The 23773-nt window shown below is 69.5% G+C and carries 26 protein-coding genes and 1 tRNA gene; 13 read left to right on the top strand and 14 right to left on the bottom strand.

Annotated elements, in window-relative coordinates; all coding sequences use genetic code 11:
- The first annotated feature begins 225 nt into the window (after positions 1–225).
- Positions 226–654, top strand: a complete 429-nt coding sequence (locus tag J5226_RS12300; protein ID WP_215840149.1) for a hypothetical protein — start codon at positions 226–228, stop codon at positions 652–654.
- Between the two features lie 97 nt (positions 655–751).
- Entirely contained in the window at positions 752–1387 is a 636-nt protein-coding gene (upp, locus tag J5226_RS12295; protein WP_215840148.1) for a uracil phosphoribosyltransferase, read from the top strand.
- Positions 1388–1815: 428 nt separating this feature from the next.
- Here upp and J5226_RS12290 read toward each other — a convergent pair whose 3' ends face one another.
- From J5226_RS12290 to rsmD, 8 genes are all read right to left on the bottom strand, one after another.
- Complete coding sequence (locus J5226_RS12290) at positions 1816–2604, bottom strand: TMEM43 family protein (RefSeq protein ID WP_215840147.1); 789 nt, start codon at positions 2602–2604, stop codon at positions 1816–1818.
- Complete coding sequence (locus tag J5226_RS12285; RefSeq protein ID WP_215840146.1) at positions 2601–3491, bottom strand: MBL fold metallo-hydrolase; 891 nt, start codon at positions 3489–3491, stop codon at positions 2601–2603. Before J5226_RS12285 ends, J5226_RS12290 begins: the two co-directional genes overlap by 4 nt.
- A 214-nt stretch (positions 3492–3705) precedes the next feature.
- A complete protein-coding gene (locus J5226_RS12280; RefSeq protein WP_215840145.1) occupies positions 3706–4296 on the bottom strand; it encodes a hypothetical protein in 591 nt (196 codons plus the stop codon).
- Between the two features lie 169 nt (positions 4297–4465).
- Positions 4466–6187: a gamma-glutamyltransferase gene (gene ggt / locus J5226_RS12275; RefSeq protein WP_215840144.1), complete on the bottom strand. Its 1722-nt coding sequence runs from the start codon at positions 6185–6187 to the stop codon at positions 4466–4468.
- A 38-nt stretch (positions 6188–6225) separates the two neighbouring features.
- Positions 6226–6474: a YfhL family 4Fe-4S dicluster ferredoxin gene (locus J5226_RS12270; RefSeq protein WP_074865699.1), complete on the bottom strand. Its 249-nt coding sequence runs from the start codon at positions 6472–6474 to the stop codon at positions 6226–6228.
- A 410-nt stretch (positions 6475–6884) separates the two neighbouring features.
- On the bottom strand, positions 6885–7379 hold the full coding sequence (locus tag J5226_RS12265) for a hypothetical protein (protein WP_215840143.1): 495 nt from the start codon (positions 7377–7379) through the stop codon (positions 6885–6887).
- 46 nt (positions 7380–7425) lie between these two features.
- Positions 7426–7929 (bottom strand): pantetheine-phosphate adenylyltransferase, encoded by a 504-nt coding sequence (gene coaD / locus J5226_RS12260; RefSeq protein ID WP_215840142.1) that lies wholly within the window; start codon positions 7927–7929, stop codon positions 7426–7428.
- Positions 7930–8096: 167 nt separating this feature from the next.
- Positions 8097–8789 carry a 16S rRNA (guanine(966)-N(2))-methyltransferase RsmD gene (gene rsmD, locus J5226_RS12255; RefSeq protein ID WP_255323068.1) on the bottom strand — a complete coding sequence of 231 codons (693 nt, stop codon included), beginning with the start codon at positions 8787–8789 and terminating at the stop codon, positions 8097–8099.
- An 82-nt stretch (positions 8790–8871) separates the two neighbouring features.
- Between rsmD and ftsY the strand changes: the two genes are divergently transcribed.
- The 5 genes from ftsY to J5226_RS12230 all read left to right on the top strand — a co-directional run bounded on the left by ftsY (position 8872) and on the right by J5226_RS12230 (position 13520).
- A complete protein-coding gene (ftsY, locus tag J5226_RS12250; protein ID WP_215840141.1) occupies positions 8872–10287 on the top strand; it encodes a signal recognition particle-docking protein FtsY in 1416 nt (471 codons plus the stop codon).
- A 5-nt stretch (positions 10288–10292) separates the two neighbouring features.
- Positions 10293–11582: a hypothetical protein gene (locus J5226_RS12245; protein WP_215840140.1), complete on the top strand. Its 1290-nt coding sequence runs from the start codon at positions 10293–10295 to the stop codon at positions 11580–11582.
- 7 nt (positions 11583–11589) lie between these two features.
- Positions 11590–12708, top strand: coding sequence for an A/G-specific adenine glycosylase (gene mutY, locus J5226_RS12240; RefSeq protein ID WP_215840139.1), 1119 nt, complete (start codon positions 11590–11592; stop codon positions 12706–12708).
- Between the two features lie 39 nt (positions 12709–12747).
- Positions 12748–13017, top strand: coding sequence for an oxidative damage protection protein (locus J5226_RS12235; RefSeq protein ID WP_215840138.1), 270 nt, complete (start codon positions 12748–12750; stop codon positions 13015–13017).
- 257 nt (positions 13018–13274) lie between these two features.
- Positions 13275–13520: a hypothetical protein gene (locus tag J5226_RS12230; protein WP_215840137.1), complete on the top strand. Its 246-nt coding sequence runs from the start codon at positions 13275–13277 to the stop codon at positions 13518–13520.
- A gap of 67 nt (positions 13521–13587) precedes the next feature.
- Here J5226_RS12230 and J5226_RS12225 read toward each other — a convergent pair whose 3' ends face one another.
- The 4 genes from J5226_RS12225 to J5226_RS12210 all read right to left on the bottom strand — a co-directional run bounded on the left by J5226_RS12225 (position 13588) and on the right by J5226_RS12210 (position 15464).
- Entirely contained in the window at positions 13588–14097 is a 510-nt protein-coding gene (locus tag J5226_RS12225; RefSeq protein ID WP_215840136.1) for an N-acetyltransferase, read from the bottom strand.
- A gap of 71 nt (positions 14098–14168) precedes the next feature.
- On the bottom strand, positions 14169–14429 hold the full coding sequence (locus tag J5226_RS12220; RefSeq protein WP_215840135.1) for a YjhX family toxin: 261 nt from the start codon (positions 14427–14429) through the stop codon (positions 14169–14171).
- Between the two features lie 358 nt (positions 14430–14787).
- The gene (locus J5226_RS12215) at positions 14788–15159 is read right to left on the bottom strand and encodes a hypothetical protein (RefSeq protein WP_215840134.1); all 372 of its coding nucleotides are present in this window, start codon (positions 15157–15159) and stop codon (positions 14788–14790) included.
- 8 nt (positions 15160–15167) lie between these two features.
- Positions 15168–15464: a hypothetical protein gene (locus J5226_RS12210; RefSeq protein ID WP_215840133.1), complete on the bottom strand. Its 297-nt coding sequence runs from the start codon at positions 15462–15464 to the stop codon at positions 15168–15170.
- 606 nt (positions 15465–16070) lie between these two features.
- Here J5226_RS12210 and J5226_RS12205 point away from each other — a divergent pair.
- From J5226_RS12205 to J5226_RS12195, 3 genes are all read left to right on the top strand, one after another.
- Complete coding sequence (locus J5226_RS12205; RefSeq protein WP_215840132.1) at positions 16071–17270, top strand: acyltransferase; 1200 nt, start codon at positions 16071–16073, stop codon at positions 17268–17270.
- Positions 17271–17405: 135 nt separating this feature from the next.
- Positions 17406–17849 carry a hypothetical protein gene (locus J5226_RS12200; protein ID WP_215840131.1) on the top strand — a complete coding sequence of 148 codons (444 nt, stop codon included), beginning with the start codon at positions 17406–17408 and terminating at the stop codon, positions 17847–17849.
- Between the two features lie 252 nt (positions 17850–18101).
- Complete coding sequence (locus J5226_RS12195) at positions 18102–18668, top strand: hypothetical protein (RefSeq protein WP_215840130.1); 567 nt, start codon at positions 18102–18104, stop codon at positions 18666–18668.
- 407 nt (positions 18669–19075) lie between these two features.
- Here the strand turns inward: J5226_RS12195 and J5226_RS12190 are convergent.
- Positions 19076–19151, bottom strand: a tRNA-Phe gene (locus tag J5226_RS12190).
- A gap of 198 nt (positions 19152–19349) precedes the next feature.
- On the opposite strand from J5226_RS12190, the gene J5226_RS12185 reads away from it, so the two are divergent.
- On the top strand, positions 19350–19835 hold the full coding sequence (locus J5226_RS12185; protein WP_215840407.1) for a DUF6491 family protein: 486 nt from the start codon (positions 19350–19352) through the stop codon (positions 19833–19835).
- Between the two features lie 415 nt (positions 19836–20250).
- Positions 20251–20577: a hypothetical protein gene (locus J5226_RS12180; RefSeq protein WP_215840129.1), complete on the top strand. Its 327-nt coding sequence runs from the start codon at positions 20251–20253 to the stop codon at positions 20575–20577.
- Positions 20578–21111: 534 nt separating this feature from the next.
- Here J5226_RS12180 and J5226_RS12175 read toward each other — a convergent pair.
- Positions 21112–22503 (bottom strand): S8 family serine peptidase, encoded by a 1392-nt coding sequence (locus tag J5226_RS12175; RefSeq protein WP_215840128.1) that lies wholly within the window; start codon positions 22501–22503, stop codon positions 21112–21114.
- A 351-nt stretch (positions 22504–22854) separates the two neighbouring features.
- Between J5226_RS12175 and J5226_RS12170 the strand changes: the two genes are divergently transcribed.
- Entirely contained in the window at positions 22855–23748 is an 894-nt protein-coding gene (locus tag J5226_RS12170; RefSeq protein WP_215840127.1) for a DUF6689 family protein, read from the top strand.
- The last annotated feature ends 25 nt before the right edge of the window (positions 23749–23773 follow it).

Below are 23773 nucleotides of genomic sequence, written 5' to 3'. Positions count from 1 at the left end.
ATCGGCCGCGCGCGGCCGTCGACGACGATGGCGCCGGCCCTCCATTCTTGCGCCGCGCGCCGAACCGGCCGCGCGACGCGCTCGCTGCGTCCGGGCCCGACGGCCGCCCCAACGCCCGAACGCGCCCGCCACCGCGCCGATCCCGCATTGACACACGGCGATGCCGCTGATTCCATCCATTCGCGGCCCCGCCGCCCGCGCCCCCGCAGCCAGGAACCCAAGCGCATGAGAACGGCCCTTTTCCTCCGCACGAACGGACATCGCGCAAGCGCGCACCGGCTGCCTCGCGCGCTCGCGGCGCTGATCGGCGCGTCGCTTTGCTTCGCCGCCGTCGCGGCCCCGGCCAAGCCCGGGCGCGATGCGGCCTACTGCAAGCGCGCGGGCGACTGGGCGGCGCAGGAATTCGATCTGCGCGTGCGCGACCGCAAGCGCACGGCGCAGGACGCCATCGCCGCGCTCAAGCCGGATCAGCTGGCCTCGAAGGCGTTTTTCGCCAACTACGCCAGCAACGTCATTTACGACGAAAGCTTCGAGGTCTACGACCGGTTCGTCGGCGAAGGCGACGCGCAGGCCGCCAAGAAGGTCCTGGATTTCAAGCGCGACAGTCTGCGCGAGGTCGCCCAGGAACTGTGCCTGGAACCCGACGAGGGCTGAAACTTCGCCAACCGCCTCGCCGCGCGCTTGCGCGCGGCGGCCTAAGCGCCGATCTTTTGCGCCCATCGCCTCCCACTTCCCGCGTCCGGCCCCGCCCATGAAAATCGTCGAAGTCCGCCACCCCTTGGTCCAACACAAGCTCGGCCTGATGCGCCGCGCCGACAACAGCACCAAGTCGTTCCGCGAACTGGCCTCGGAAGTGGCCACCCTGCTCACCTACGAAGCCACCGCGGACCTGGAAACCGAGGAAGCCGTGGTCGACGGCTGGGCCGGCCCGGTGGTCACCCGCAAGATCAAGGGCGCCAAGGTCACCCTGGTGCCGATCCTGCGCGCCGGCCTGGGCATGCTGCCGGGCGTGCTGGAGCTGATTCCCGCAGCCAAGGTCGGCGTGGTCGGCCTGCAGCGCGACGAGGACACCCTGCAGCCGGTCGGCTACTACGAGAAGCTCAGCGGCCGCATGGACGAGCGCACCGCGCTGATCCTCGACCCGATGCTGGCCACCGGCGGCAGCCTGATCGCCACCGTCGACCTGCTCAAGAACGCCGGCTGCAAGCGCATCAAGGGCCTGTTCCTGGTCGCCGCGCCGGAAGGTTTGAAGGCGCTGGAAGCCAAGCACCCGGACGTGGAAGTGTTCACCGCCTCGGTCGACGAGCGGCTCAACGAAGTCGGCTACATCCTGCCGGGCTTGGGCGATGCGGGCGACAAGATTTTCGGGACCAAGCACTACACCTGATCCGCTCTTTGTAGGAGCGGCGCGAGCCGCGACCGCGATACCGCGCTTACGGCGCAAACGGCCGCCCTGCGGTCGCGGCTCACGCCGCTCCTACAGCCAGTGTCCGCCGGCCGACAGCGCGAAATCGATGCACGAAGAAAAGGCTCCGCGTTCTCGCCGGAGCCTTTTTCCTTTCCCGTTCAAAGCGAACCCACACCCGAGCCCTGTAAGCGCGGCGCGGGCCGCGACCGCGACACCGCGGATACGGCGCGAACGGCTACCCCGCAGTCGCGGCTTGCGCCGCTCCTACAGGTAGTGAACCGATTTACGGTAAGAGATCGGCGCACGTCGGCGGGGCCGCACCCAAGCCCTGTAGGAGCGGCGCAAGCCGCGACCGCGCCAATCCAACCACGACGCAACCGGCTACCCCACGCCGCCCCACCCCACGCCTACGACGCCGAGTCCACCCGCGCCGCACGCCGCCGCCGGCCGCGCAGCCACAGCAACAACGCCGCTGCCAAAGCCACGCCCGCGACCAACCAACCCCACGACCAACGCTCGTCGCGCGGCCGCTCGCCCAACACCGTCGCATTCGAACGCGGCGGTGCGGCATTCAGCGCCGCCGCGGCCGCCTCGGGCTTGAGCCGCCACGCAGCGTCGCGCAGTTCCAGCTTGCCTTCCAACGCCGGCAAACGCAGTTCGCGCCAGGTCACGCGCAGGTCGCCGATCTGCGGCGCGAGCGGGTTTTCCGAGCTGCCCAGGCCGTCGCCCTCGGGCTGGAACGTCGCCGCCAGATTCGACGGCAACCGGCTGAAGTTGGGCCGGAACACTTTCCATTCGCCGAGCGCGCGCAGCACTTCGCTGTCGAGCGCGCGGCCGTCGAGCGTCGCCGAATCCGACCACCAGCGCCGGTTCTCCAGCGGCAGGCGGGTCGGATTGACGTGGCCGGGCGCGAAGTGGGTCGAGTCGATCGGCGCTGAATTCCAGATGCGCTCGTAACCGCCCTGCCCCGCGGACGGATCGGCGGCGCGGCGCCATTGGTACATCTCGACCCGCCGGTCCAGGCCGAACTGGCGGGTGAGCACGCCGAAATCGCGGTCGCGCAGGCTCGTGCCCGCGACCGGTTCGCCGACCGGTTCGCCGCTGTCCTCGTCCTGCGCCGCCGCCGGCGCGGCCACGCCCAACATCGCCGCCAGCGCGAGTGCGAACAACGCGCGCGCCGCGGCGATGGGCTTCATGCCGCCAGCGCCCTGGCCTGCAGTTCGGCGACCTCGTGCGCGGTGCCGAACTTGCCCTTGTCGTCGCGCACCACCTGCGCCAACGCGCACTGCGGGTCGTGGGTGAAGAACAGATGCACGTTGCGTTCGAGCTTGTCGCTGAGGAAGGCGCGCTTCTCGTCGATCAGCAATTCGGCGTTGCGGTCGTAGCCCATGGTGATCGGCACGTGCACCCACGGCCGGCCCGGGATCAGGTCGGCGCAGAACACCACGCCGCCGTGCGCTTGTCCGTCGACGGTTTCCGGGCCGACGATCTCGGCCAGCATCAGCCCCGGCGTGTGGCCGTCGCTGTAGTGGAAACGCACGCTGCCGCCGAGCAGTTGGGAGTATTCGCCTTCGACCAGCTCCAGGCGGCCGGTGGCTTCCAGCAAGGCCGGCAATTCGGGTATGAAGCTGGCGCGGTCGCGCGGATGCGGATGGCGCGCGCGCTCGTAGTGCTCGCGCCCGACCAGGTAATGCGCGTTCGGGAACAGCAGCCGCGGCGCCTCGCCCTCGGCCCACGGCGCCAGCAGGCCGCCGGCGTGATCGAAGTGCAGATGCGAGAGCACCACGACGTCGATGTCTTCCGGTTGGAAGCCGGCCTGCGCCAACGAATCGATCAGCACGTGGCGCTCTTCGACCACGCCGTAGCGCTCGCGCAGCTTGGGCTCGAAGAACGCGCCGATGCCGGTCTCGAACAACACCGTCTTGCCCGCCAACGGCGCGGCCAACAGCGCGCGGCAGGCCAGCGCGATGCGGTTTTGCTCGTCCGGCGGCGCCCATTTGGCCCACATCGCGCGCGGCGCGTTGCCGAACATCGCCCCGCCGTCGAGTTTCTGCGAATTGCCCAGGATCGACCAGAGTTTCATGGCTGCATCGCCCTCGCGGGCGTCGGGGGGAGTGTGGGGCGATTTTAGGGGGAGGACCGTTAAGCGGGAAGTTAGTTGGGAGCCGGGAAAGAGGGGAATCAAGGGAACCAAGGGAATGGTGGGGGCGCTGGGTCGACGAGCGATCCCGCGCACCGTCCATTCCCTTGGTTCCCTTGGTTCCCTTGATTCCCTTGATTCCCCTCTTTCCCTGGCCTCACTGCGCCGTCGCCGCCGTGCCGAAATAAAACACGAACTCCCCATCCCGCGGATCCGCCGCGACCACCTTGATCGGCGCCAGCGCGCGTTCGGCGACCAAGGTGCCGGTGCCGGCGACCGAGAGCTTGCTGATCAGGCCGCCGGAGCGGCCGGCGATTTTCACCAGCATTTCCTGACCGGGCACCAGGGTGACCCGGCCCATCGACGGATCGCTGGTGCGCGGCGTGGCGATGCGGCTGTCCTCGGCGTCGTTGTAGTCGCGCGAGGGCAGCTCGAACAGATCCTGGCCGCCGGCGCTGACATCGAAGGTCCACGCGGTGCTGCCGCTGGTGCCGTCGTTGACGACTTCGATCTTCTCCAGGGTCAACACCACCGAATAGCGCGTCGGCGCTGCAGGCGCAGCCGGCTTGACCGCCGGCGCGGGCGTCGCGGGCGCGGCCGCGGCCGGCGTCGCCGGCGACTTGTCCTTGAGTCCGCCGATCTCGCGCACGTTGTTGACCAGCGTGGTCAGGGCGACGAGGAAAGCCACCATCGCGACCGAAATCGCGGGCACGCGGGTATACCAGCGCTTGTCGTTGTCGTCGCTCACTGCCTTGGGTCCCCTGTGCGGCCGCGTCCGGATGCGGCGCTTCTGCGGCGCAATCTAACCTGGGAAGGCGGAATCGGGAATGAGGGGAAAAAGGGGAATGAAGGCAATGGAAGTCGCACCGCCCCCTCCATTGCCTTCATTCCCCTTTTTCCCTTCATTCCCCGGCCCGTCAGGGCCGGCTCAACACCACGTCCGCCTGCCCGACCGGATTGCGCGGATCGGTACCGCCGGACAGCGCGTTCGCGCGCTTGTCCCACATCACCGTCTGCAGATTGCCCCAGGTCGATTCGCCGGCGTTGACCTTGTGGCCCATCGCCTGCAGCTTGGCCACGGTGTCGGCGTCGAGCGCGCCGGCTTCGGCGGAGATCACGTCGGGCATCCACTGATGGTGGATGCGCGGCTGCGCGGCGACCTGCTGCGGCGACAGCCCCGCGTCGTAAGCCAGCACCGCCAGCAACACCTGGGTGATGATGCGGCTGCCGCCGGGCGCGCCGACCGCGATCACCTTGTCCTTGGATTCCAGGAAGCTCGGCGTCATCGAGCTGAGCATGCGCTTGCCCGGTTCCGGCGCGTTGGCGGCGAAGCCCATCACGCCGAAGGCGTTGGGCGTGCCGGGGCGCAGGGCGAAGTCGTCCATTTCGTTGTTGAGCAGCACGCCGGTGCCCGGCGCGACCATGCCCGAGCCGTACAGCAGGTTGACCGTCTGGGTCGCCGACACCCGGTTGCCTTCGCGATCGATGATCGAGAAATGCGTAGTCTCGTCGTCCTCCAGCGGCGCCGGCTGGCCCGGCAGCAGATCGCTGGGCGTGGCCTTGTCCGGGTGGATGGTGGCGCGCAGGCCGGCGGCATAGTCGGCGCTGGTCAGGCGGCGCAGCGGGATCTTCACGAAATCCGGATCGCCCAGGTAGATGGTGCGGTCGCGGTACGCGCGGCGCATGGCCTCGGCGATGATGTGGGTGCGGTGGGCCGGATCGAGCTTGCTCAGGTCCCAGCCTTCGAGCATCTGCAGGATTTCGGCGAACGCCACCCCGCCCGACGACGGCGGCGGCGCGGTGACGATGTCCCAGCCGCGGTACTTGAGCCGCAGCGGTTCGCGCTCGACCACCTTGTAGCCGGACAGTTCCTCCGGCTTCCACTGCCCGCCTTCTTCCTTCACCGCGGCCAGCAGCTTGGCGCCGACTTCGCCGCGATAGAAACCGTCGAAGCCCTTGGCCGCCAGCAGTTCCAGCGTGCGCGCCAGATCGGGCTGCTTGAGGATTTCGCCGGCCTTGGGCGGGCTGCCGTCGGCGAGGAACACCTCGCGGGTGCCGCGGTAGCGCTCCATCACTTCGCGCCGGCTGCCGTAACCCTTCTCCAGGCGCGGATACACCGCGAAGCCTTCGCGGGCGATGCGGATCGCCGGCGCCAAGGAAGTCTTCAGCGGCAACTTGCCGTACTTCTGCGCGAGGTGCACCAGCGCCGCCGGCAAGCCGGGAATGCCGGCCGACCACGGGCCGTTGGTGGCGCGGTCGCGGTTGAGTTCGCCCTTGGCGTCGAGGAACGCGGCCGGCGTGGCCGCGGTCGGCGCGGTTTCGCGCGCGTCGACGAACACGTCGCGGCCGCTCTTGGCGTCGTGCAGCAGGAAGAACCCGCCGCCGCCGATGCCGGAACTGATCGGTTCGACCACCGACAAGGTCGAGGACACCGCGACCGCGGCGTCGAAGGCGTTGCCGCCCTGGCGCACGATCTCCAAACCCGCTTGCGTGGACAGCGAATGCGCGCTGGCGATGGCGGTGCCCGGCGGATGCGCGGCGGCGGGCTTGGCGGCTTGCGCGCGCGCAGGCTTGGCCGGCGCTTCGCAATACGCGGGAGCGGCGATCAGCAGCAGCGAGGCCAGCAACCAGGGGGACATCAGACCGGCTCGCGGCCGCGGCGCCTTGCGCATCGGGTTCACTCCTGTTGTAGACGGCGCAGCTTGTCGAGCAACTGCGTTTCGGATTCGACGAATTCGGGATCTTTGTCGATGCACTCGACCGGACACACCATCACGCACTGCGGCTCGTCGTAATGGCCGACGCATTCGGTGCAGCGCGCGGGATCGATGACATAGATGCTCTCGCCCTGGGCGATGGCCTGATTCGGGCAGGCCGGCTCGCAGACGTCGCAGTTGACGCAGAGTTCGTTGATCTTCAGCGACATGGGCGGTTCTGAGGCGCCGGCGCGATAAGGCGCGAAGGGGGTGGCCGGCTCAGCGGGCAGTTTAGGCCGACGCCGGCCCGGGGCATAGCGCCGCGCCGGGATGCTGCGTGCCGTAGTGGGCAATCCCGCGGTTCGGCGGGGTTTGGGCTTGGGGCGAAAGCCGCCGGCCCGGCGTGGAAAGTCCCGGCCGCGCCGGGTGTCCGACGGCGCCCGCAAGACCCGGATCGCCCGTAAGGTGCCCGATGGCGCCCGCAAGACCCGGATCGCGCGTAAGCGGCCCGCCGACGCGCGAAGATTCGGGCCGCGAACGCGCCGCCGGCGCCCGAAAAAGATTCGGGCCGCTCATGAGCGGCCCGAATCGGCACATCGTCGCTTCGGCCGCAGCCGCGCCGCGCGGGCGCGACGCGGGCTTACTTGGCTTCGATGAAGTTGTAGTTCACGCCGGCCGGAGTCACCGCGGCCTTGACGCGCTCGCTGTCGGCGGACGCGCCGACGAAGATGAACTTCACGCCCTTCATGGTGTTCGGGTCGACCTTGGAGAACGAGGCCACGGCCAGATCGGCCGACTTGGCCGAATCCGGCGAGCCGAACGCGACCAGATTGCCTTCCAGCACGCCGCGGCTCATGTCGGCCTGGGCCTTTTCCAGCATGCGCTCGTAGTCGCCCTGGAAGGTCGGCGCGTCCGGCGCCGGCAGGGTGTAGACGTAGGTGCTGCCGGTGACGCCGTCGAGATTGCGCTTGATGACGTCGGTCAGGTAGGCGTTCCAGGCGTTTTCGTCGCCGGTCTTCGGCGCCGACAGCGGGGCGGCCTCGACGACGGCCTCCTTCTTCTCCTCTTTCTGGCAAGCGGCGACGAACGGCAGCGCCAGGCAGGCGATCAGCATCAGACGGGAGGAAGTTTTCATCGTTAGGCCCCTTGGGTATCGGTGTGACTTGGAATGGAGGTTGCGATCAGGATTGCTTGCGCTGCCACTCGGCCTGCAGCGCTTGCACCACCGCCGGCGGCACGAAGCCGGAGACATCGCCGCCCAGGCGCGCGATTTCGCGCACCAGCGACGAGGAAATGAAGCCGTATTGCTCGGCCGGCGTCAGGAACAAGGTCTCGACGTCGGGGATCAGATGGCGGTTCATGCTGGCGAGCTGGAATTCGTATTCGAAGTCCGACACCGCGCGCAGGCCGCGCAGCAGCACGCCGCCGCCGACCTGGTCGACGAAATGCGCCAGCAGCGAGTTGAAGCCGCGCACTTCCACGTGCGGGTGATGGGCCACCGCCTTGCGCGCCAGATCCACGCGCACTTCCAGCGGCAGCGCCGGGCCCTTGCCCGGGCTTTCGGCCACGCCGATGACCATGCGCTCGAACAGCGGCGCGGCGCGGTCGACCAGGTCGATGTGGCCGTTGGTGATCGGGTCGAACGTGCCGGGATAAACGGCGGTGCGCAGGCGGGCCGAGCTCATTCGTAGGGTCGTTCTTCGCGGGAAAGAGCGGGAGCGGGTAGGCCTCCCCCGCCGGTTGCGGCGCAGTGTAGCAGCCGTCCGCGCGCGGGGAAGCCCGCGCGGGAGGGCGCGATCGGACCTTGTGCGGCAGGTCGTATGCGGCAGGTCCGCAGGCGCCGCCGCCGCGCTCAGCCGGCGCGGCGGTACAGGGCGTAGCGGACCTCGCGGGTGGCGCCTTCGCGGTGCAGCGTCCACGGCGCCGGCAGCGCCAGCGGGGTTTCCAGCGGCGCCTCCACGTACAGCCAGGCCGAAGGCGCCAGCCTCGGCAACAAGGCCGGCCAGACCGCGTCCCACAGGCCGGCCGCGAACGGGGGGTCGACGAAGGCCAGATCGAAGCCGGGCGCGCCCTCGCCCGCCGCGCCGCGGTCCGGGCCGCTATCGCCGGCGGCGGCTTGCTGCGCCAGCCACGCCAGCGCGTCGGCCTGAACCACCCGCGCCGCCTCGCCGCCGGGCAAGCGCGCGGCCAACGCGCGCAGCTCCGCGGCCAGGGCCGGATCGCGTTCGACCAGCACCGCCTGCGCCGCGCCGCGCGACAGCGCCTCCATGCCCAGCGCGCCGCTGCCGGCGAACAGGTCGAGCACGCGCGCGCCGGGCAGCATCGGCTGCAGCCAGTTGAACAAGGTTTCGCGGACCCGGTCGGAGGTCGGCCGCAGGCCCGGCGCGTCGCCGACGTTCAGGCGGGTGCCGCGCCAGCGTCCGCCGATGATGCGGACCTTGCCGGCCTGCCCGCCGCGGCCGGGCGCGCCCTTGCCTGGGCCGGCGGCGGCGGAATTCGACGGAGGTCTGGCGCCGGAGCGGCCGCCGCGCTTGGACATGTTCATGGGAAGCGTGGGTTCATCGGGGCCGGAGAGGGGGCGGTGCTAGCATGTGCGGATTCTCGCGCATGCCCCCATCTTCCGTCTCATGCTCAGTTTTTTCCGCCGCAAGAAGCCCGACGCCGGCAAGCCGTCCGAGCGCGAATACAGCGTTGAGGAACTGGCCGCGGCCATTCCCGGCGCGCAGTCCGAAGCCGGTGCCGAGGCGAACGCCGAAGCGCCCGTAGCCGCGCCGCCGGCCGATGCGCCGACGCCGGCCGTCGCCGAGCCTCGCGCGGAAGCCGCGCCGCCGGCCGTCGCGCCCGCTCCCGTCGCGTCCGTCGCCGAACCCGCCGCTGCGCCCTCGCCGGCCGCGCCCGTCGCCGAAGCCGCGCGCGTGGAAGCCGCTCCCGCCGTCGCGCTCGCGCCGGCCGCGCCCGCGCAAGCCGCCGCCGCGCCCGTCCAACCCACGCAGCCGCAACCGAGCGCGGCCGCACCGGCCGAAATCGTCGCGCCCGCGATCGCGCCGGTCGGAACCGCGCTGGTCGAAGCCGCCCCGATCGAAACCACCCCGATCGAATACGTCGACAAGCCCGCCGCCCCCGCCGGCAAGAGCGGCTGGCGCGAACGCCTGCGCAACAGCGCCTTCGCCCGCAGCTTCGGCGGCCTGTTCTCGCGCAACCCGCGCCTGGACGACGACCTGCTCGACGAAATCGAAACCGCGCTGATCACCGCCGACGTCGGCGTCACCGCCACCACCGCGCTGGTCGAGAACCTGCGCAAGCGCATGAAGTCGCGCGAGTTCGCCGACGCGAACGCGCTGCTGACGGCGCTGCGCGCGGACTTGATCGGCATGTTGCAGCCGGTGGCCAAGCCGCTGGTGATCGACACCGCCGCCAAACCTTTCGTGGTGCTCACCGTCGGCGTCAACGGCGTCGGCAAGACCACCACCATCGGCAAGCTCGCCAAGCGCTTCCGCGACGAAAACCGCCCGCTGATGCTGGCCGCCGGCGACACCTTCCGCGCCGCCGCGGTCGCCCAGTTGCAAGCCTGGGGCGAACGCAACGGCGTGCCGGTGGTGGCGCAGGGCCAGAACGCCGACGCCGCCTCGGTCGCCTACGACGCGCTGGCCGCGGCCAAGGCGCGCGGCACCCAGGTGCTGATCGCCGACACCGCCGGCCGCCTGCACACCCAGCAAGGCCTGATGGCCGAGCTCGGCAAGATCCGCCGCGTGCTCGGCAAGGTCGATCCGACCGCGCCGCACGAAGTGCTGATGGTCATCGACGGCACCACCGGCCAGAACGCGCTGTCGCAGCTGCGCCAGTTCCACGCCGCGGTCGGCGTCACCGGCTTGGTGGTGACCAAGCTCGACGGCACCGCCAAGGGCGGCGTGGTGTTCGCGCTGGCGCGCGAGTTCGGCATTCCGATCCGCTTCGCCGGCATCGGCGAGCGCCCGGAAGACCTGCGCGTGTTCGACGCCGAAGCCTTCGTCGACGCCTTGCTGCCCGAAGCGCTCGGCGGCTGAGGCCGATGGCCGCCGCCGATACGACGGCGCCCGCCCGCCGCTCGCGCAAGCGGCTCTGGATCGTCCTGGCGCTGCTGCTGGCGGCGCTGATCGGCTTGCGCTGGGTGTCGCGGCCGAGCCAGATCAGCTGGATCGCGCTGGCCCAGACCGGCCGCGCGCTCGGCCTTCAGATCAGCGCCAGCGGCGCCAGCGAATACCGCCTGCGCGGCACGCCGATGCTGGAAGTGCGCGACCTCGTCGCGCGCGTGCCCGGCAGCGACAAACCGCTGCTGCGCGCCGGCCGCGTCTATCTGGCCGCACCGTGGTCGACGATCCGCGCCGCCGGCTCGGTGCTCGACATCGAACGCATCGAACTCGACGCGCCGCAACTCGACATCGGCGAACTCAACCGCTGGCTCGCCACGCGCCCGCCCTCGCCCGGCCCCACGCGCATCCCGCGCCTGAGCCGCGGCGCGCGCGTGAGCGACGGACGCGCCATCGGCGAAGGCTGGTCGGTGGAAAACATCGGCCTGGATTTCGCCGAGCTCGATCCCGACAAACCGCTGCGCGGCCGCGTGCGCGGACGCGCGCTGACCGCGGGCGTCGCAGTGCCGTTCGATCTGGCCGCGACCTTGCATCGTCCCACCGCGGCGCGCGGCCTCGGCCTGTCCGGCGCGGTCGCGGTCGAAGCCCGGGACTGGCGCTTGCCGATGCGCGTGCGCGCCGGCGCGCGCCTGCACGCCGGCGCCGACGGCCTCGGCCTGGACGCGCTGCGTTTGGGCGCCGACGCGCGTTACCGCAGCGGCGACACCGATCTGCCGTTCGCTTACGGCGTCGCCGGCCCGCTGCGTTATCGCGACGGCGAATTGAGCCTCGCGCCGATGGGCGCCGCGCTGCGCGCCGCCGCCGACAGCGCCGTGCCCAACCTCGACGCCGGCGGCCGCTTCGGTTTCGGCGCGGCCTTGGGATTGCACTGGCAAGGCCGCATCCATGCCTGGCCGCAAGTCTGGCCGGCGTTGCCGCCGCCGCTCGGGCAATCGAAGACGCCGCTGGATTTCCAGCTCGATTACGACGGCAAAGCCGATCTGTCCGACGCCGTCGCGCTGCGCGCGCAACGCGACGGTACGAGCTTCGACGGCCGCTTCCGCCTACCGCAGATGCTCGCCTGGATCGACGCCAAGGACGGCTCGCCGCTGCCGCCGCTGAGCGGCGCGGTGAGTACGCCGAAGATCGAAATCTCCGGCGCCGCGCTGGAAGGCGTGGAAGTGCAAATCGAAGACGACCCGCCCGCCGCCGCAGCCGCGCCGGGCTCCTGACATCGCAATGAACGCCCGTAGCCAAAGCGCCAAAACCTCCGCCCGCCGCAAACCCGCCGCCGCGCCGACGACGCCGGCGACGGCCGCCGACGCCTTCGCCGCGCGCCTGCTGGCGTGGTTCGACGTCAGCGGCCGCCACGACCTGCCTTGGCAGCACCCGCGCACGCCATACCGGGTGTGGCTGTCGGAAATCATGCTGCAGCAGACCCAGGTCAAGACCGCCGCGCCCTACTTCGAACGCTTCGTCGCCACCCTGCCCGATCTGCCCGCGCTGGCCGCGGCCGAGCAGGACAACGTGCTCGGCCTGTGGTCGGGCCTGGGCTACTACGCCCGCGCCCGCAACCTGCACGCCGCGGCGAAGCTGTGCGTGGAGCGCCACGGCGGCGAGTTGCCGCGCGACATCGACGCGCTGACCGCGCTGCCCGGCATCGGCCGCAGCACCGCCGCGGCGATCCTCTCGCAAGCCTGGGGCGACCGCCACGCGATCCTCGACGGCAACGTCAAGCGCGTGCTCTCGCGCTACCACGGCGTCGACGGTTTCCCCGGCCTACCAGCGGTGGAGCGGCAGTTGTGGGCGCTGGCCGAATCGCATCTGCCGCCCGCGCGCATGACCGACTACACCCAAGCGCAGATGGACCTCGGCGCGACGGTGTGCACGCGCGCCGATCCCGCCTGCATCCTGTGCCCGGTGCAAAGCGACTGCGTCGCCCGCATCCACGGCCGCACCGCCGAACTGCCGGTGCCCAAGCCCGGCAAGGCGGTGCCGCAGCGTTACGCGCAGGTGCTGTGGCTGCTCGACCGCGGCGGCCGCGTGCTGCTGCAGCGGCGGCCGCCGACCGGCGTGTGGGCGGCGCTGTGGACGCTGCCGCAGCACGACGACGAGGAAGCCGCCGAGCGCTGGTTCGAGACCCACATCGAAGCCGAGTACGCCGACGGCGAAGCGCTGGCGCCGGTCGCGCACGCCTTCAGCCACTACAAACTGGAACTGCAGCCGCGGCGCTGGCGCGCGGTCGCGCTGCGCGCGCGGGTCGGCGACAATGACGGCTTGCGCTGGGTCGCGCGCGCCGAACTGGCCGCGCTCGGCATTCCCGCGCCGATCCGCAAGCTGATCGAAGCCGCGGTTTGAAGCGCGCTCCACACTCCCCGTTACGCACCAGGATTCCCGATGAGCCGCAGCGTTTTCTGCCAGTACGAACAGCGCGAGACCGAAGGCCTCGACTTCATCCCCTGGCCGGGCGAGATGGGCAAGCGCATCTTCGCCCACATCGGCAAGGCCGCCTGGGCGGCGTGGCTGGCGCACCAGACCATGCTCATCAACGAGAACCGGCTCTCGCCGATGGACCCGAAGCATCGCGCCTTCCTCGAAGCCGAGATGGAGAAGTTCCTGTTCGGCGGCGGCGCCGACAAGCCGGCCGGCTACGTGCCCGAAGCCTGAGCGCCGCGCGCGCCTGAACGGCGGGCGCGAACGCGCGCACCGCGAAACTGCGAACCACCGCACGCCGCAGGCACGTTGCCGCGCGGCGCGCTTGGTGTTGAATCGCCGACGGCGTCGCCTTAAACGGATCGGCACGGCGCCGCGGGAATCCCGGTCCGCCAGCCTCGGCGGACCTCCCAACTGCGCAGGAACGCGGCGTACCGCCGCAGCCGGCGGCTGCGTCGCGCCATCGCGCTCCATCACAAGGAGAGTCGAACATGCAGTCCAAGAGCAAACTCGCCCTGATCGCCTTCGCCGCCGGCATGGCGCTGTCGCTGGGCGCCAGCGCGCTGCCCTATCCGAATCCGGGCGAAGGCTACATCCAGCACTACTACTCCGACGCCGCGCGCACCAACCTCGTCGGCGAACGCTCCTACGGCAATTGCGGCGAGTCCTTCGACTGGGGCGAGCACACCCGCTACTTCACCCTGACCAAGGTCGTTTGCGGCGACGGTCTGCCGTAATCGCCTTCGGCGGCACGCAGCAACATCGCGGGCCCGGCGCGATGCCGGGCCCGCGACGCGGCTTGGTTCAAGCCTCGTCGTCGATGCCGAACGCCGGCGGATAACGCACGCTGCCGGCTTCGCCGCGCAAGGCTCCGTCGACCAGTTCCAGCGCCATGAACGCCTCGCCCGCGAACGGCGACGCGAGCTTGGCGGCGAGTTGCGCGCTGAAGCCGAAGCGCGGGTAGAACGCGGGATGGCCGAGCACGACCACCGCCTCGCAGCCCTCGCGCGCCAACCGCGCCAAGCCCTCGCGCACCAGCGCCGAACCGACGCCGCCGCGCTGCAGGCGCGGATCCACCGCCATCGGCGCGAGCGCCACCGTCTTCACCGCGCGGCCGTCGAGCCGCGTCGGCAATTCGGTGAACAGGATGTGGCCGACGACGTCGTCGTCCTCCACCGCCACCAGCGACAGCCGCACCAACCCGTCGGCGCGCAAGCGTTCGACCAGATCGGCCTCGTCAGCGCGCCCGAACGCGGCGCGGTTGAGCGCGTGCACCTGCGCGCGCTGTTCCTTGGTTTCTTCTTGAATATGCATATCGTCCTCCAGTGCGGACGGCTCGGCGCGAACCAGAGCGGAGCCGAACATCAACAAGCTCAGCATGGCCGTCACCGATTGTCGTGTTGCGGGCGCACGCTGACGCGGCCCAGATGGCTGATGCGGTAAGGCTGCCCGTCGAGCGAGCAGATCAGACCGCGCCGTTTGAGTTTCTTGAACACCGCCACGGTGCAATCCACCAGGCGCAAGCCGTCGCGGTTGTAGCAGTCCACGGCGAAGATCGCCGCGCTGTCGGCGGCCCGGCGGTGCTGGATGCAGCCGCCTTGAGCCAGCGCGTGCAAGACGCGCTGCTCGGATTTGGAAAGATTCATTTGGCAAGTCGGTTGTGGCCAAAACGAACGCGACGACGCGCATCCGCGTTGCGCGGACGGCGAACTGACTCGACGCGTTGCCTACCTTCGCTCAGCGAAGGTCAGCGGGTGGCGACAATCTCCGACATGCTTCCCTCTATCGAAACCGCCGGTCGGCGGGAGTGCGGGGAAGCGCACCGTAGTGGGCGGCGGCGCGCGTGTCAACCGCGCGGCCGGGCGCGTTCATGTCCTCGCGGTCCGAGCTGGCGAGCGCGAGAGATCGTTCAGTCGGCACCGGGTCGAAGCGGCGAGCGTCGCGCCGGCCCGCACTTCGGCGGCCGCGCGGCTCACGCCAGCGCACGTCGAACCCTGCGCGCCCTCATGCCGGCGGCAGCTTCGTGTACTCCCGCTCCGCGCTGTTGTAACCGTATCTCACCGAAAGCGCGTACGCGAAAAGATGCGCCAGCGGCGCGAGCCAGAGCGGCGGCAGCACCTCGTAACCTTGCGCGCTCGCGACGCCGAAGAACGCGGCGATCAGGACGTTGGGAAGAATCAACCCCCACCCTGCGTCGTGCGAGGACCCGCCCACCAGCGACCAACTGAGAGCGACGCTCAGCAACAACGCCCGCCAGACGAGGCCAGCGATCCCGATCCGCTGGCGATACCCGTAGCGATAGCCGACATACATCGTCGCGCCCACCGGCAACAGGGCGATCGCGGCGACGCTGAGCGCGGAGACGAGATCGGACATCGGCCCACCTAGATCCGATTGCTTGCAGCGACGAACCATAGCAGCAAACCGAAATGCCGCGACGCCCGGCTCACCGTGGCAGCGCCCTCCTCAGCGCGCCCGCGCCGCTTCTTCGGCGGCCATTGTTCTGCGATAGGGGGCTCGTTCGCGGCCACGACAGGGTCGCCGATCAAGAGACCGCCGAGCTTGCGCGACCAAACCGCGTCCGCGTCCGCCGTCGTTTTGCGATTGAACCCATTGAGGCCCCGGATATCCGTGCGCCTGCCGCAGGTCGACGCAACAGGAGGCGGACGCATGATCAGCATCCACGAGCCAATTCTTTCGTTGTTGGCGTTGTTGGCAGCGGCGATGCGGTTGGTTTTGGCGCCTGCAGCGGCGATGCGGTTGGTTTTGGCGCCTGCATCGGCGTTGCGCCAGTTCTGCGGCGAAACCGCTGGCGCAGACGACGCGATGGCCGCTCACGCAAGACCGGCCTCGCCAAGCGGCGCCGCGATCGAAGCAACTGGTCGAATCCTCCTTAAGTCCGCACGTGGTCCGCGCGCTTTTCGGCTCGGAACGGCGGGCATCCGGCATCCAGCGCACGGTCCGAGTCGTCCCGCAGGCGCTACGCTCGCCGCAGCTCAAGTTTGTCTTCGCATTCGTTGCGGAACCATGAGAAGAATCGCGGTATCCGAAGGATGCAGTTCGCGAGAATGGTCGAAGATCTTGCCCAGGACGTCTGGAGTCGAGTCCAGACTCCAGCTCAACGCCCGCGAACAAAGCGCCCGACTTAGCAAGCTTCCCGCGCACGAATCGCTCTGGCGACGAACCCGGGATTTGAACACCATGCACGGCCCAGGACGGCTGGCGCGCCGCAAAGAACGAGTTCGCCGCGGCGCGTTGCAAATCCCGCCGACGACGATTCGCAGAGCATGCACGCAAAGACCGAGCGCGCCCGCGAATGTCGAGCAGAAGGAACCGCTTCGATGACACAGAACTCATTTGCCGCAAGCAGCGCCGACCTGCCGGCCCGCGACGAGAAGAACCTGGACTTCATCCAGGCGTTGCGCGGCGCGGCCGCTCTGGCGGTGGTGCTCTATCACGGCTCGCGCTTCATCAGCCCCTACGGCGAAGGGCTGGGCTTTCGCTTGTTCGGCGCCGGCGGAGCGATGGGCGTCGATCTGTTCTTCGTCATCAGCGGCTTCATCATGGCCTATACCACGGCCGGATCGGACGGCAGCCGCGCCTATGCGCTGAAGTTCGCGATCAAGCGCTGGTCGCGCGTTTGGCCGACCTATGTGTTGATCTCCCTCGTGTACGTCGTGGCGACGTGGGGATGGGGCTGGTTTCCCGGGCACATCGAGGAACTGCTGGTCACGCTCACCTTCGTTCCGATCACCGCCATCCATCCGGCGTCGATCCAATACCCGGCGCTGGGAGTCGGCTGGAGCCTCAACTATGAGATGTATTTCTATGCCGTCTTCGGCGCGTCCCTGCTGTTCGGCCGCTGGCGCTGGGCGGCGTTCGCGGGCTGGATCGCGCTGACGCTGATCGCGCTCCCGCTGCTGGCGGGCGCCGAACCCACGCTCTCCACCGGCAGCTTCTACCCTTCTCTGCCGGCCTGTCTGCAACTGGCCGCCAGCCCGTTGGTATGGCTGTTCGCCGGCGGCGTTCTGATCGGCCGCATCTACCTGAGCCGCTGGCGGCCGTCCGAGTTCTGGGCTCCGTTCCTCGCCCTGTCGGGCTTGTTCGCATGGGCCTTCCAGTACAGCAGCGGCTATCGCGCGGAGCACGGCATCCTCTCCGGAGGATTCTCCGCGTTGCTGCTGGTGTTCGGGCTGGCCTTGGCGAGCAAGTCGATCAAGATCGAAGCCCCGAAGCCGTTGGTGTGGCTCGGCAACATCTCGTTCTCCCTTTACTTGCTGCACCCGCTCGCGCAAGAGCGGATGGAAGCCATCGTTCGCTGGTCGGAGCAGGAGTACTTCGACGCCGGCTTCCCCATGCTGTTCCTGACCACGGCCGTCGCGATCCTGCTGGCCATGCTGTCGCATCGCTATCTGGAGCGGGGCCTTTCGGACTGGGTGCGGGATCGGCTCATGGCTCCCAGGGAGGCCGTCAGGGTCAACGCTTGAGAGGCGAGCGCGAGCGCTTGTGGGCGGGCTCTTCGAGCCTGCGCAACGACGGGACCCGCATGGTAGCGTTGGCGGCCGGACGGGCTGAGATTCGAGTCCGACGTCCACCATCGATGAAGACCGCCGCCATAGGCCATGTACCGAGAGCAAATAAAAGCGGTGGTCGTCTATCTTCTGATCGGCTGCGCTTGCGCGCTCGGCGCTGGATGGCTGGCGGTTGAGCTCGATATCGGTCGGCTGACCTGGATGGCTGCGGCCATCGGGGCCGGAATAACCATGGCGATCTTCGCCCTCTATCGGCGCGCCATCCTTGAGCGCACGGGCTATTACGGCTTCAATCCGGAACGAAAGCAGCGGCATGGAATTTCCAGACGCTCAGAACGCCGGACCGGCTTGGCCGCGTGCGGCGCGATCTGGCTGGCCTTCGTTGCAGCCGGCTTCATTACCGGATCGCGGCTCGGCGCTTTGGCGTGTCTGCTCGCAATGTTGGCCGCGCTGACCCTGTCTACCGGATTGGCGGAGGGAGCCTGCATAGCCCTCACCGAAGCGAAGTGGCGGCGGCGCGAGCGAGGCAAGTAGGCCTGTGCGATGAGGTTGGCCAAGCCACTCGCAAAAGTGGCGGATCGGCATGTCGGCGACGGCCGACGCCTCTGCGGAGATGGAGCGGCATGCGCCCCATAAGTCCAGAGTCACACTCCCGATTGAATGCCGGCCTCAATTCCGCCGAGACGCTCAGGGCGCCCGGAATAGTCGTTCGGGATCCGACGCCCCTGCTGCGTCGTGACTAAGTAAGCCCAACGAATCGTTGGCGCCTACAAGGAGATCAACGCAATGACCAGCATCGGAAGAATTCTCTTCGCATTTTTGATCGCATCGTCGCTATCGATGTCGCCGGCGGCGTCGGCGCAGAAACGACTCCAGTTGTACAACGCCGGCGCCTGGGTCGATACCGGTACCGTCAGCTACTCCGGGCAGGTAACGCTGTCGTCCGGCGGCATCGTGATGCCCTGCATATCGGACTGGACGCTCACACTGACGAACGGGGCGGGCAGTTTTAGCGGCATGACGCAAAGCGGATCCATCTCGTGCGCCGGTACCGTCGCGCAGCACTTGCCCTGGCCGACATCGCAAAGCGAGTACAACGGAGTCAATCCGCCATTCGCCGGAGCGCCGACGTTGCCGGCCCCGTTGCACCTCATCCGGATCGGCGGGGTTCGGCTCAGTGCTCCCGCCCCTCTCAACACCGACTGCCCCAGCAGCTTCAGCACCGCCACCATCAACGCATACATGGATTCCAGCGGAGCGATCGTCTTCAAGTCCGCGCTGGGCCCGTGCGGCTTCCAGACGGCGCCGAATCAGAAGCTCGTACCGAACGTGCCTGTACGGGCAGTCTGGTAGGCGCAGAGGCAAACCGAGCTGCCGGCCGCTTCGATGCGCCGGCAGCCTCGCCCCGTCGGACTTAGCGTGATGTCTTTATCGATCCGATGCGCGAAGACGCGGGCCGCTGAGTTGTTTGACGCCCTTGGAGGCTGGTAAGACCTGGGGTGTCGCCGATACGAAGCGAGCGTTCAATTTCGAGAAACGATGGATCTCAGGCTCCACGATGCAAGCGCCCGCGCAAGCCTGCGCGCGCCGATGAAGCTTGGCGGCGGAAGTCGTTGCGGTCGGCGATGCGCTACGCGCAGCTCGCTCCGGATCATCTCGCTTTGGAAGCGTCGCGAGTCGCTTCGATCGACGTCCGTGCAATTTCCGCGCAAGCATAAAAACAAAGGGCCTAGCATCGCTGCTAAGCCCTTGTTCTTAAATGGTGGCCGGGGAGGGAATTGAACCCCCGACACGGGGATTTTCAATCCCCTGCTCTACCAACTGAGCTACCCGGCCATTTCACGGGCAACCCGTGAGAGAGGCGGCATAATACGGATGCTGGAGACGGATGGCAAGCCTCCCCGACGCTGAATGATTCGAGCCGCCGATGCGGCGGCCGCGCGCGGCGAGCGCATGATGGCGGCGCAAGCCCCATCGGCGGCGTCGCCGTCAAAGGAAACCCTTATGAAACGCCAGTTTTCGCAAGGTCCGCGGATGCCGCGAAGCGCGTCCGCGCGCGGCCCGCGCGCTTGGTTCGCGCCGCTGTTGGCCGCGGCCCTGGCCGCCGCCGCGTTGGCCGGTTGCGCCAGCGCCGGGCCCAAGCTCGACGACGCTCAGCGTCTTGCGCTGTACCGCGCGCATGCCGGCGCGCCGGTCGATCACTTCCAGTACTTCGGCAGCATCGACGGTTGGACGCCGCTCGGCGACAGCGCTCTGGCGCTGTGGACCCGGCCGAACCGGGCCTATCTGTTGGAGTTGCAAGGCCGCTGCCAGGATCTCGACTTCGCTCAGGCGATCACCGTGACCAATCAGATGGGCAGCGTGCATCGCCGCTTCGACAAGGTCATCGTGCTCGGGCAGCAGTCGATCAAGATTCCTTGCTTCATCGACCGCATCCTGCCGCTCGACGTCAAGGCGCTCAAACAGGCGCAGAAGGAAATGCGTTCGGCCGGAACGATGCCGGACGAGCCGAAGTCCTGATCGCGGCGAGGGCGCGCTTTTCGCCGTCGCACCGTGCGCGGCCGACGGCGGGCGAGGCTCGATCGCGCGCGCCGTCGGCTACCCGTACTTCGCCGCCCGCCGGAGGCAGCGCCGACCGGCTCCGCATTCCCGGCGTGACGATTGTCAGAAAATTCCTACACGCCGCCGCGCCGTCGGCCTACTGCGCCGCCCCGGCGCCGGGCGCAATCTGTGCGGGCCCCGGCAGCACGGCCATGCGACGACACGGACGCCGCTCAGCAAAGGACGAGGCCGCCGCCTTGAGCAAGCGATGCTGCGGAGCTGGGGCCACTGATTACAGAAGTTGGGGTAGTCGAATGCACGGCAAACAGGATGTTGCGCCGACGGCCAGGACGGCCGCTCGGTCGGTCCCGCGAGGAGTGCGCGGGAGGCGTGCATGAAGGCAGCGATCTGGGTCCAGGATTCGTTCCGCGCGCTGCCGCGCTATCTCTTCGTACTGACCGCCGTCTCGGCGCTGGCGCTGTTGGCCCGAGCGGCGGTCCCTTCTTCTGTCTCTTCCGCTTCTTCCCTCCCCGACTCCTTCGTTTCCGCAGACGCGGCGCCCTTTGCGGCGCAGCCTGCGGCCGCGCCTTGGGCGCCGGCCTTCGCCCTGCAGTCGGGCGTGCCCGCGCCGTTGCGGCCGGATTCGCGCCTGCCCGCCTATGCCGACTCTTCGCGCCGTTCGCGCGCGATGCAGACGCCGTTCTCGGCTACCGAGCGCTGACGGTGCGATAGCATTTCGTCGGAGCGGCGATTCGGCGCTTAGCCGGCATGCCTTTCGCTCGTCGCAGGTCGCAGGTCGCAGGTCGCAGGTCGCAGGTCGCAGGTCGCAGGTCGTCGTACTCGACGCTACGAAACAACGCTTCGATGCGGCTGAATCGAGCGCATCGCGCGGATCCGAATGCCCACCTCATCGCGCCGACCTGCCGCGCCTGGGTTCCGGCTCATTTAGCGACGCTCCGCGCCTACGCGCGCAGCCCCTCTCGTGCGACCGCCCTCCACGCGCCCCGGCACGCACTCCCGCGGCCGCCCAGCACCGTCACGCCCACTCCGCCAGCAGACAAAAAAAAACGGATGCCCGCACGTTCCCGGGCATCCGTCATGACAATCGCTGCACTGCATCCAGCTCACGGAGAGACCGCCCGCGGCGCCGGGGACGCGGCGCCGCGGGCGAAGTACGGGCGGGGTTCGCCACTCCACCCGAACCTGTGGCCGGCCGGTCCCGCGCGCACCCGCCGCGCGGCCGGCCGGCGTTGAACTACCAGGCGTTGGCCACGCCCACCGCCTCGTAGGCGTCGACATGGCCGCTGCCGACCTCGAAGCGCTGCCGCCCCGCCATCGGGTTGGCGGTCTGGCTGAGGATCTGCTTGACCTCCAGCGGCTTGAGCGACGGTTTGGCCTCCAGCAGCAGCGCGACGATGCCGGCCACGTGCGGAGTCGCCATCGAGGTGCCGCTCATATGCGTGTAGAAGGCCGCGCGCGCGCCGAGCGAAACGTCCTGCTGCGCGGCCAGCAGCGGCAGCGCGCCGGTCAGCGCGCGGGTGGAGACGATGTCCACGCCGGTCGCGACCAAAGTCGGCTCGTTGACGTAGGTCCAGCTCTGCCCGTCGGGCATGCTGAAGCTGCCGCTCTCGCCGGGATTGCCGCGCGAGGAGAAGTCGGCGAGCGTGCCGTCCTTGTTGCCGGCGCCGACCGAGATCACCCACGGCGCTTGCGCATACGGATTGTGGGTATTGGCGTTGGGGCCGTCGTTGCCGGCCGCGAACACGCTGACGATGCCGTTCTTGTAGGCCTCGTAGCTGGCCAGATTGACCGGGTCGGTGGGATCGAACGCGCCGGACGTGCCCCAGGAATTGGAGATCACCCGGATCGGCGAGGCGAAGCTGTTCTTGTGCGAGATCGCGTAGTCGTAGCCGCCGACCGCGTCGAGGATCGAGATCACCGCGCCGGAGCCGTAGCCGATCAGATCCGCGCCGGTGGCGACGCCGCGATACAAACCGGCGGACTGCGCGCCGCTGCCGCCGACGGTGCCGGCGCAATGGGTGCCGTGGCCCGAGCTGATGTCGGTGTTGAGCTGGTTCTCCAGCACCGTCACCGGCAGGAAATCGAACAGCGAATGCAGGTTGGTCAGCGCCTGCACGTTCTGCACCACGCGCTGGCCGTATTTCAAATCGGCGTGGGTGGCGTCGATGCCCGAGTCGTTGATCATCACCGCCACGCCGCGGCCGGTGAACGGCACGGTGCGGCCGAAGTCGCCCGGATTGGCCTGGACGCGATTGACGCCCGACAACTCGCGCGCCTCTTGGTTGAAGTAGCGCAGCGGCCGGTTCAAATGGATCGACAGCACGTCGCCGCGCTGGGCCAGCGCGCGGATCTGCGCGGGCGTGGCGAGAGCGCCGGCGATCGGCAGCGCGCGCATGCTCACGCCCTGGCCGATGCCGAGCAGCTTCAGCGCCTGCACCTGGGTCGCGCGCAGCGGGCCGGGCTGGTTGTAGGACACCACCACTTCCAGCGGCGTGGCGGCGTCGGCCGTGGCGAGGGCGCGGTCGAGGGCGGCGTCCAGGCGCGCGGCGCCGAGGCTGACGCCGCTGGCGGCCAGGCCCAGGGCCAGCGCGGTGAGCTTGAGGAGGGTGCGGCGGTTGCGTTGCATAGCGGGCGGACTCCCTGCGCGGCCCGGCGGCCGGGTGAGCCACCTTGGCCCGGCCGCGACCGGCGGCGACATCCGGGAGACCGCCCAGCCGGCGTGGGGGAAAACCCCTACAGACCGGCGACCGGCCGCACAGTAGGCTCGGATCGGCGTCGCAACCGGCCGCCCGCGCGGCCGTCGGCGCCGGGCCGGACGCCGGTTCATGCGGACGCGACGAGTTCCGGGTTACCGTCGCGACGGCCGGCGCGGCGAAGGCTTTGGAATCGACGCGTTGGAACGCTCCGCCCAATACGCTCCACCCAGACCGACCGCAGCAACGCACACCCGCGACGACGCACAGGGGACGCCCAGCCAATGAGCCACACCGATCCGATCCGGCGCGCCGCGCGCCGCGCCCTGCCCCGCTTCGCCGCCTGGATCGCCGCCGCCGGCTTGTTGTTCGGCGCCGGCGCCGCCGCCGCGCAGATACCGCTGCCGGTGACCGTCGCCGCCGCCGGCGACCACGCCGAAGCCACCGTCCGCCTGCCGTTCCTGCCGGGTTGGCCCGGCCCGGTCGTGGCCGAACTGCTGCTCGATTTCGAGGACGCCAGCGGGCTCAGCCCGGCCAGCCTCGGCATCTCGGCCAAGACCGTCAGCCTGTACGACCCGAACCTGCTCGCACGCCTGCCCGACACCGACCTCACCACCCTGCCGGCCAGCCTGCCGATGCTGATCACCGTGCAGCCGCCGCTGTCCGGCGGCCTCAGCTTCAAGGGCAGCGGCCGCGCCGAAATCCACACCCATTGGCTGCCCTACGCCGCCGGCACCCGCCTGCGTCTGTTCAAGGCGCCGCTGGGCGGCGCGTTCTACGACGTCACCGACGAGATCGCCGCCGGCAGCGTGCGTGCGCGCGGCACCTACGGCGGTTTCTCGCAGTTCCTGATCCTGGCCGACGCGCGTCCCACCCCGGTCGTGATCGCCGCCAAGCTGCAGCGCCTGCGCGAGCGCGTCGACCTGCTGCCGCCGAGCGAGCAACCGGCCTTCGACGCCCTGCTCGACGATGTCGAAACCGCGCTGGCCGTGCCCGACTACGCCGCCGCGCTGGCCGCCGCCGACGCGGTGCGCGCGCGCGCCGTCGCCCGCGGCGGCAGCTTCATCGACAACGAATGGCGGGCCACTCGCACCGTCCGCAACGATGCCGGCGAACTGGTCGCCGGTGCGGCGACGCTGCGCTTCAGCGTCGCCTACCTGCGCGACTACGGTCCTTGATGCCGACGCGGCGCCGGCGCGCTCG

It is taken from the genome of Lysobacter sp. K5869, assembly GCF_018847975.1.
In the GTDB taxonomy this organism is placed as follows: domain Bacteria; phylum Pseudomonadota; class Gammaproteobacteria; order Xanthomonadales; family Xanthomonadaceae; genus Lysobacter.
The sequence above is the reverse complement of the archived record's forward strand: the minus strand, read 5'-3'. Positions and strand labels throughout refer to the sequence as shown.

What these genes read in the sequence shown, in the direction of transcription:
- J5226_RS12300 (WP_215840149.1), top strand. Translation starts at nt 226, where the DNA reads ATGAGAACGGCCCTTTTCCTCCGCACGAACGGACATCGCGCAAGCGCG.
- upp (WP_215840148.1), top strand. Translation starts at nt 752, where the DNA reads ATGAAAATCGTCGAAGTCCGCCACCCCTTGGTCCAACACAAGCTCGGC.
- J5226_RS12290 (WP_215840147.1), bottom strand. Translation starts at nt 2,604, where the DNA reads ATGAAGCCCATCGCCGCGGCGCGCGCGTTGTTCGCACTCGCGCTGGCG.
- J5226_RS12285 (WP_215840146.1), bottom strand. Translation starts at nt 3,491, where the DNA reads ATGAAACTCTGGTCGATCCTGGGCAATTCGCAGAAACTCGACGGCGGG.
- ggt (WP_215840144.1), bottom strand. Translation starts at nt 6,187, where the DNA reads ATGTCCCCCTGGTTGCTGGCCTCGCTGCTGCTGATCGCCGCTCCCGCG.
- J5226_RS12270 (WP_074865699.1), bottom strand. Translation starts at nt 6,474, where the DNA reads ATGTCGCTGAAGATCAACGAACTCTGCGTCAACTGCGACGTCTGCGAG.
- J5226_RS12265 (WP_215840143.1), bottom strand. Translation starts at nt 7,379, where the DNA reads ATGAAAACTTCCTCCCGTCTGATGCTGATCGCCTGCCTGGCGCTGCCG.
- coaD (WP_215840142.1), bottom strand. Translation starts at nt 7,929, where the DNA reads ATGAGCTCGGCCCGCCTGCGCACCGCCGTTTATCCCGGCACGTTCGAC.
- rsmD (WP_255323068.1), bottom strand. Translation starts at nt 8,789, where the DNA reads ATGAACATGTCCAAGCGCGGCGGCCGCTCCGGCGCCAGACCTCCGTCG.
- ftsY (WP_215840141.1), top strand. Translation starts at nt 8,872, where the DNA reads ATGCTCAGTTTTTTCCGCCGCAAGAAGCCCGACGCCGGCAAGCCGTCC.
- J5226_RS12245 (WP_215840140.1), top strand. Translation starts at nt 10,293, where the DNA reads ATGGCCGCCGCCGATACGACGGCGCCCGCCCGCCGCTCGCGCAAGCGG.
- mutY (WP_215840139.1), top strand. Translation starts at nt 11,590, where the DNA reads ATGAACGCCCGTAGCCAAAGCGCCAAAACCTCCGCCCGCCGCAAACCC.
- J5226_RS12235 (WP_215840138.1), top strand. Translation starts at nt 12,748, where the DNA reads ATGAGCCGCAGCGTTTTCTGCCAGTACGAACAGCGCGAGACCGAAGGC.
- J5226_RS12230 (WP_215840137.1), top strand. Translation starts at nt 13,275, where the DNA reads ATGCAGTCCAAGAGCAAACTCGCCCTGATCGCCTTCGCCGCCGGCATG.
- J5226_RS12225 (WP_215840136.1), bottom strand. Translation starts at nt 14,097, where the DNA reads ATGCATATTCAAGAAGAAACCAAGGAACAGCGCGCGCAGGTGCACGCG.
- J5226_RS12220 (WP_215840135.1), bottom strand. Translation starts at nt 14,429, where the DNA reads ATGAATCTTTCCAAATCCGAGCAGCGCGTCTTGCACGCGCTGGCTCAA.
- J5226_RS12215 (WP_215840134.1), bottom strand. Translation starts at nt 15,159, where the DNA reads ATGTCCGATCTCGTCTCCGCGCTCAGCGTCGCCGCGATCGCCCTGTTG.
- J5226_RS12210 (WP_215840133.1), bottom strand. Translation starts at nt 15,464, where the DNA reads ATGCTGATCATGCGTCCGCCTCCTGTTGCGTCGACCTGCGGCAGGCGC.
- J5226_RS12205 (WP_215840132.1), top strand. Translation starts at nt 16,071, where the DNA reads ATGCACGCAAAGACCGAGCGCGCCCGCGAATGTCGAGCAGAAGGAACC.
- J5226_RS12200 (WP_215840131.1), top strand. Translation starts at nt 17,406, where the DNA reads ATGTACCGAGAGCAAATAAAAGCGGTGGTCGTCTATCTTCTGATCGGC.
- J5226_RS12195 (WP_215840130.1), top strand. Translation starts at nt 18,102, where the DNA reads ATGACCAGCATCGGAAGAATTCTCTTCGCATTTTTGATCGCATCGTCG.
- J5226_RS12185 (WP_215840407.1), top strand. Translation starts at nt 19,350, where the DNA reads ATGCCGCGAAGCGCGTCCGCGCGCGGCCCGCGCGCTTGGTTCGCGCCG.
- J5226_RS12180 (WP_215840129.1), top strand. Translation starts at nt 20,251, where the DNA reads ATGAAGGCAGCGATCTGGGTCCAGGATTCGTTCCGCGCGCTGCCGCGC.
- J5226_RS12175 (WP_215840128.1), bottom strand. Translation starts at nt 22,503, where the DNA reads ATGCAACGCAACCGCCGCACCCTCCTCAAGCTCACCGCGCTGGCCCTG.
- J5226_RS12170 (WP_215840127.1), top strand. Translation starts at nt 22,855, where the DNA reads ATGAGCCACACCGATCCGATCCGGCGCGCCGCGCGCCGCGCCCTGCCC.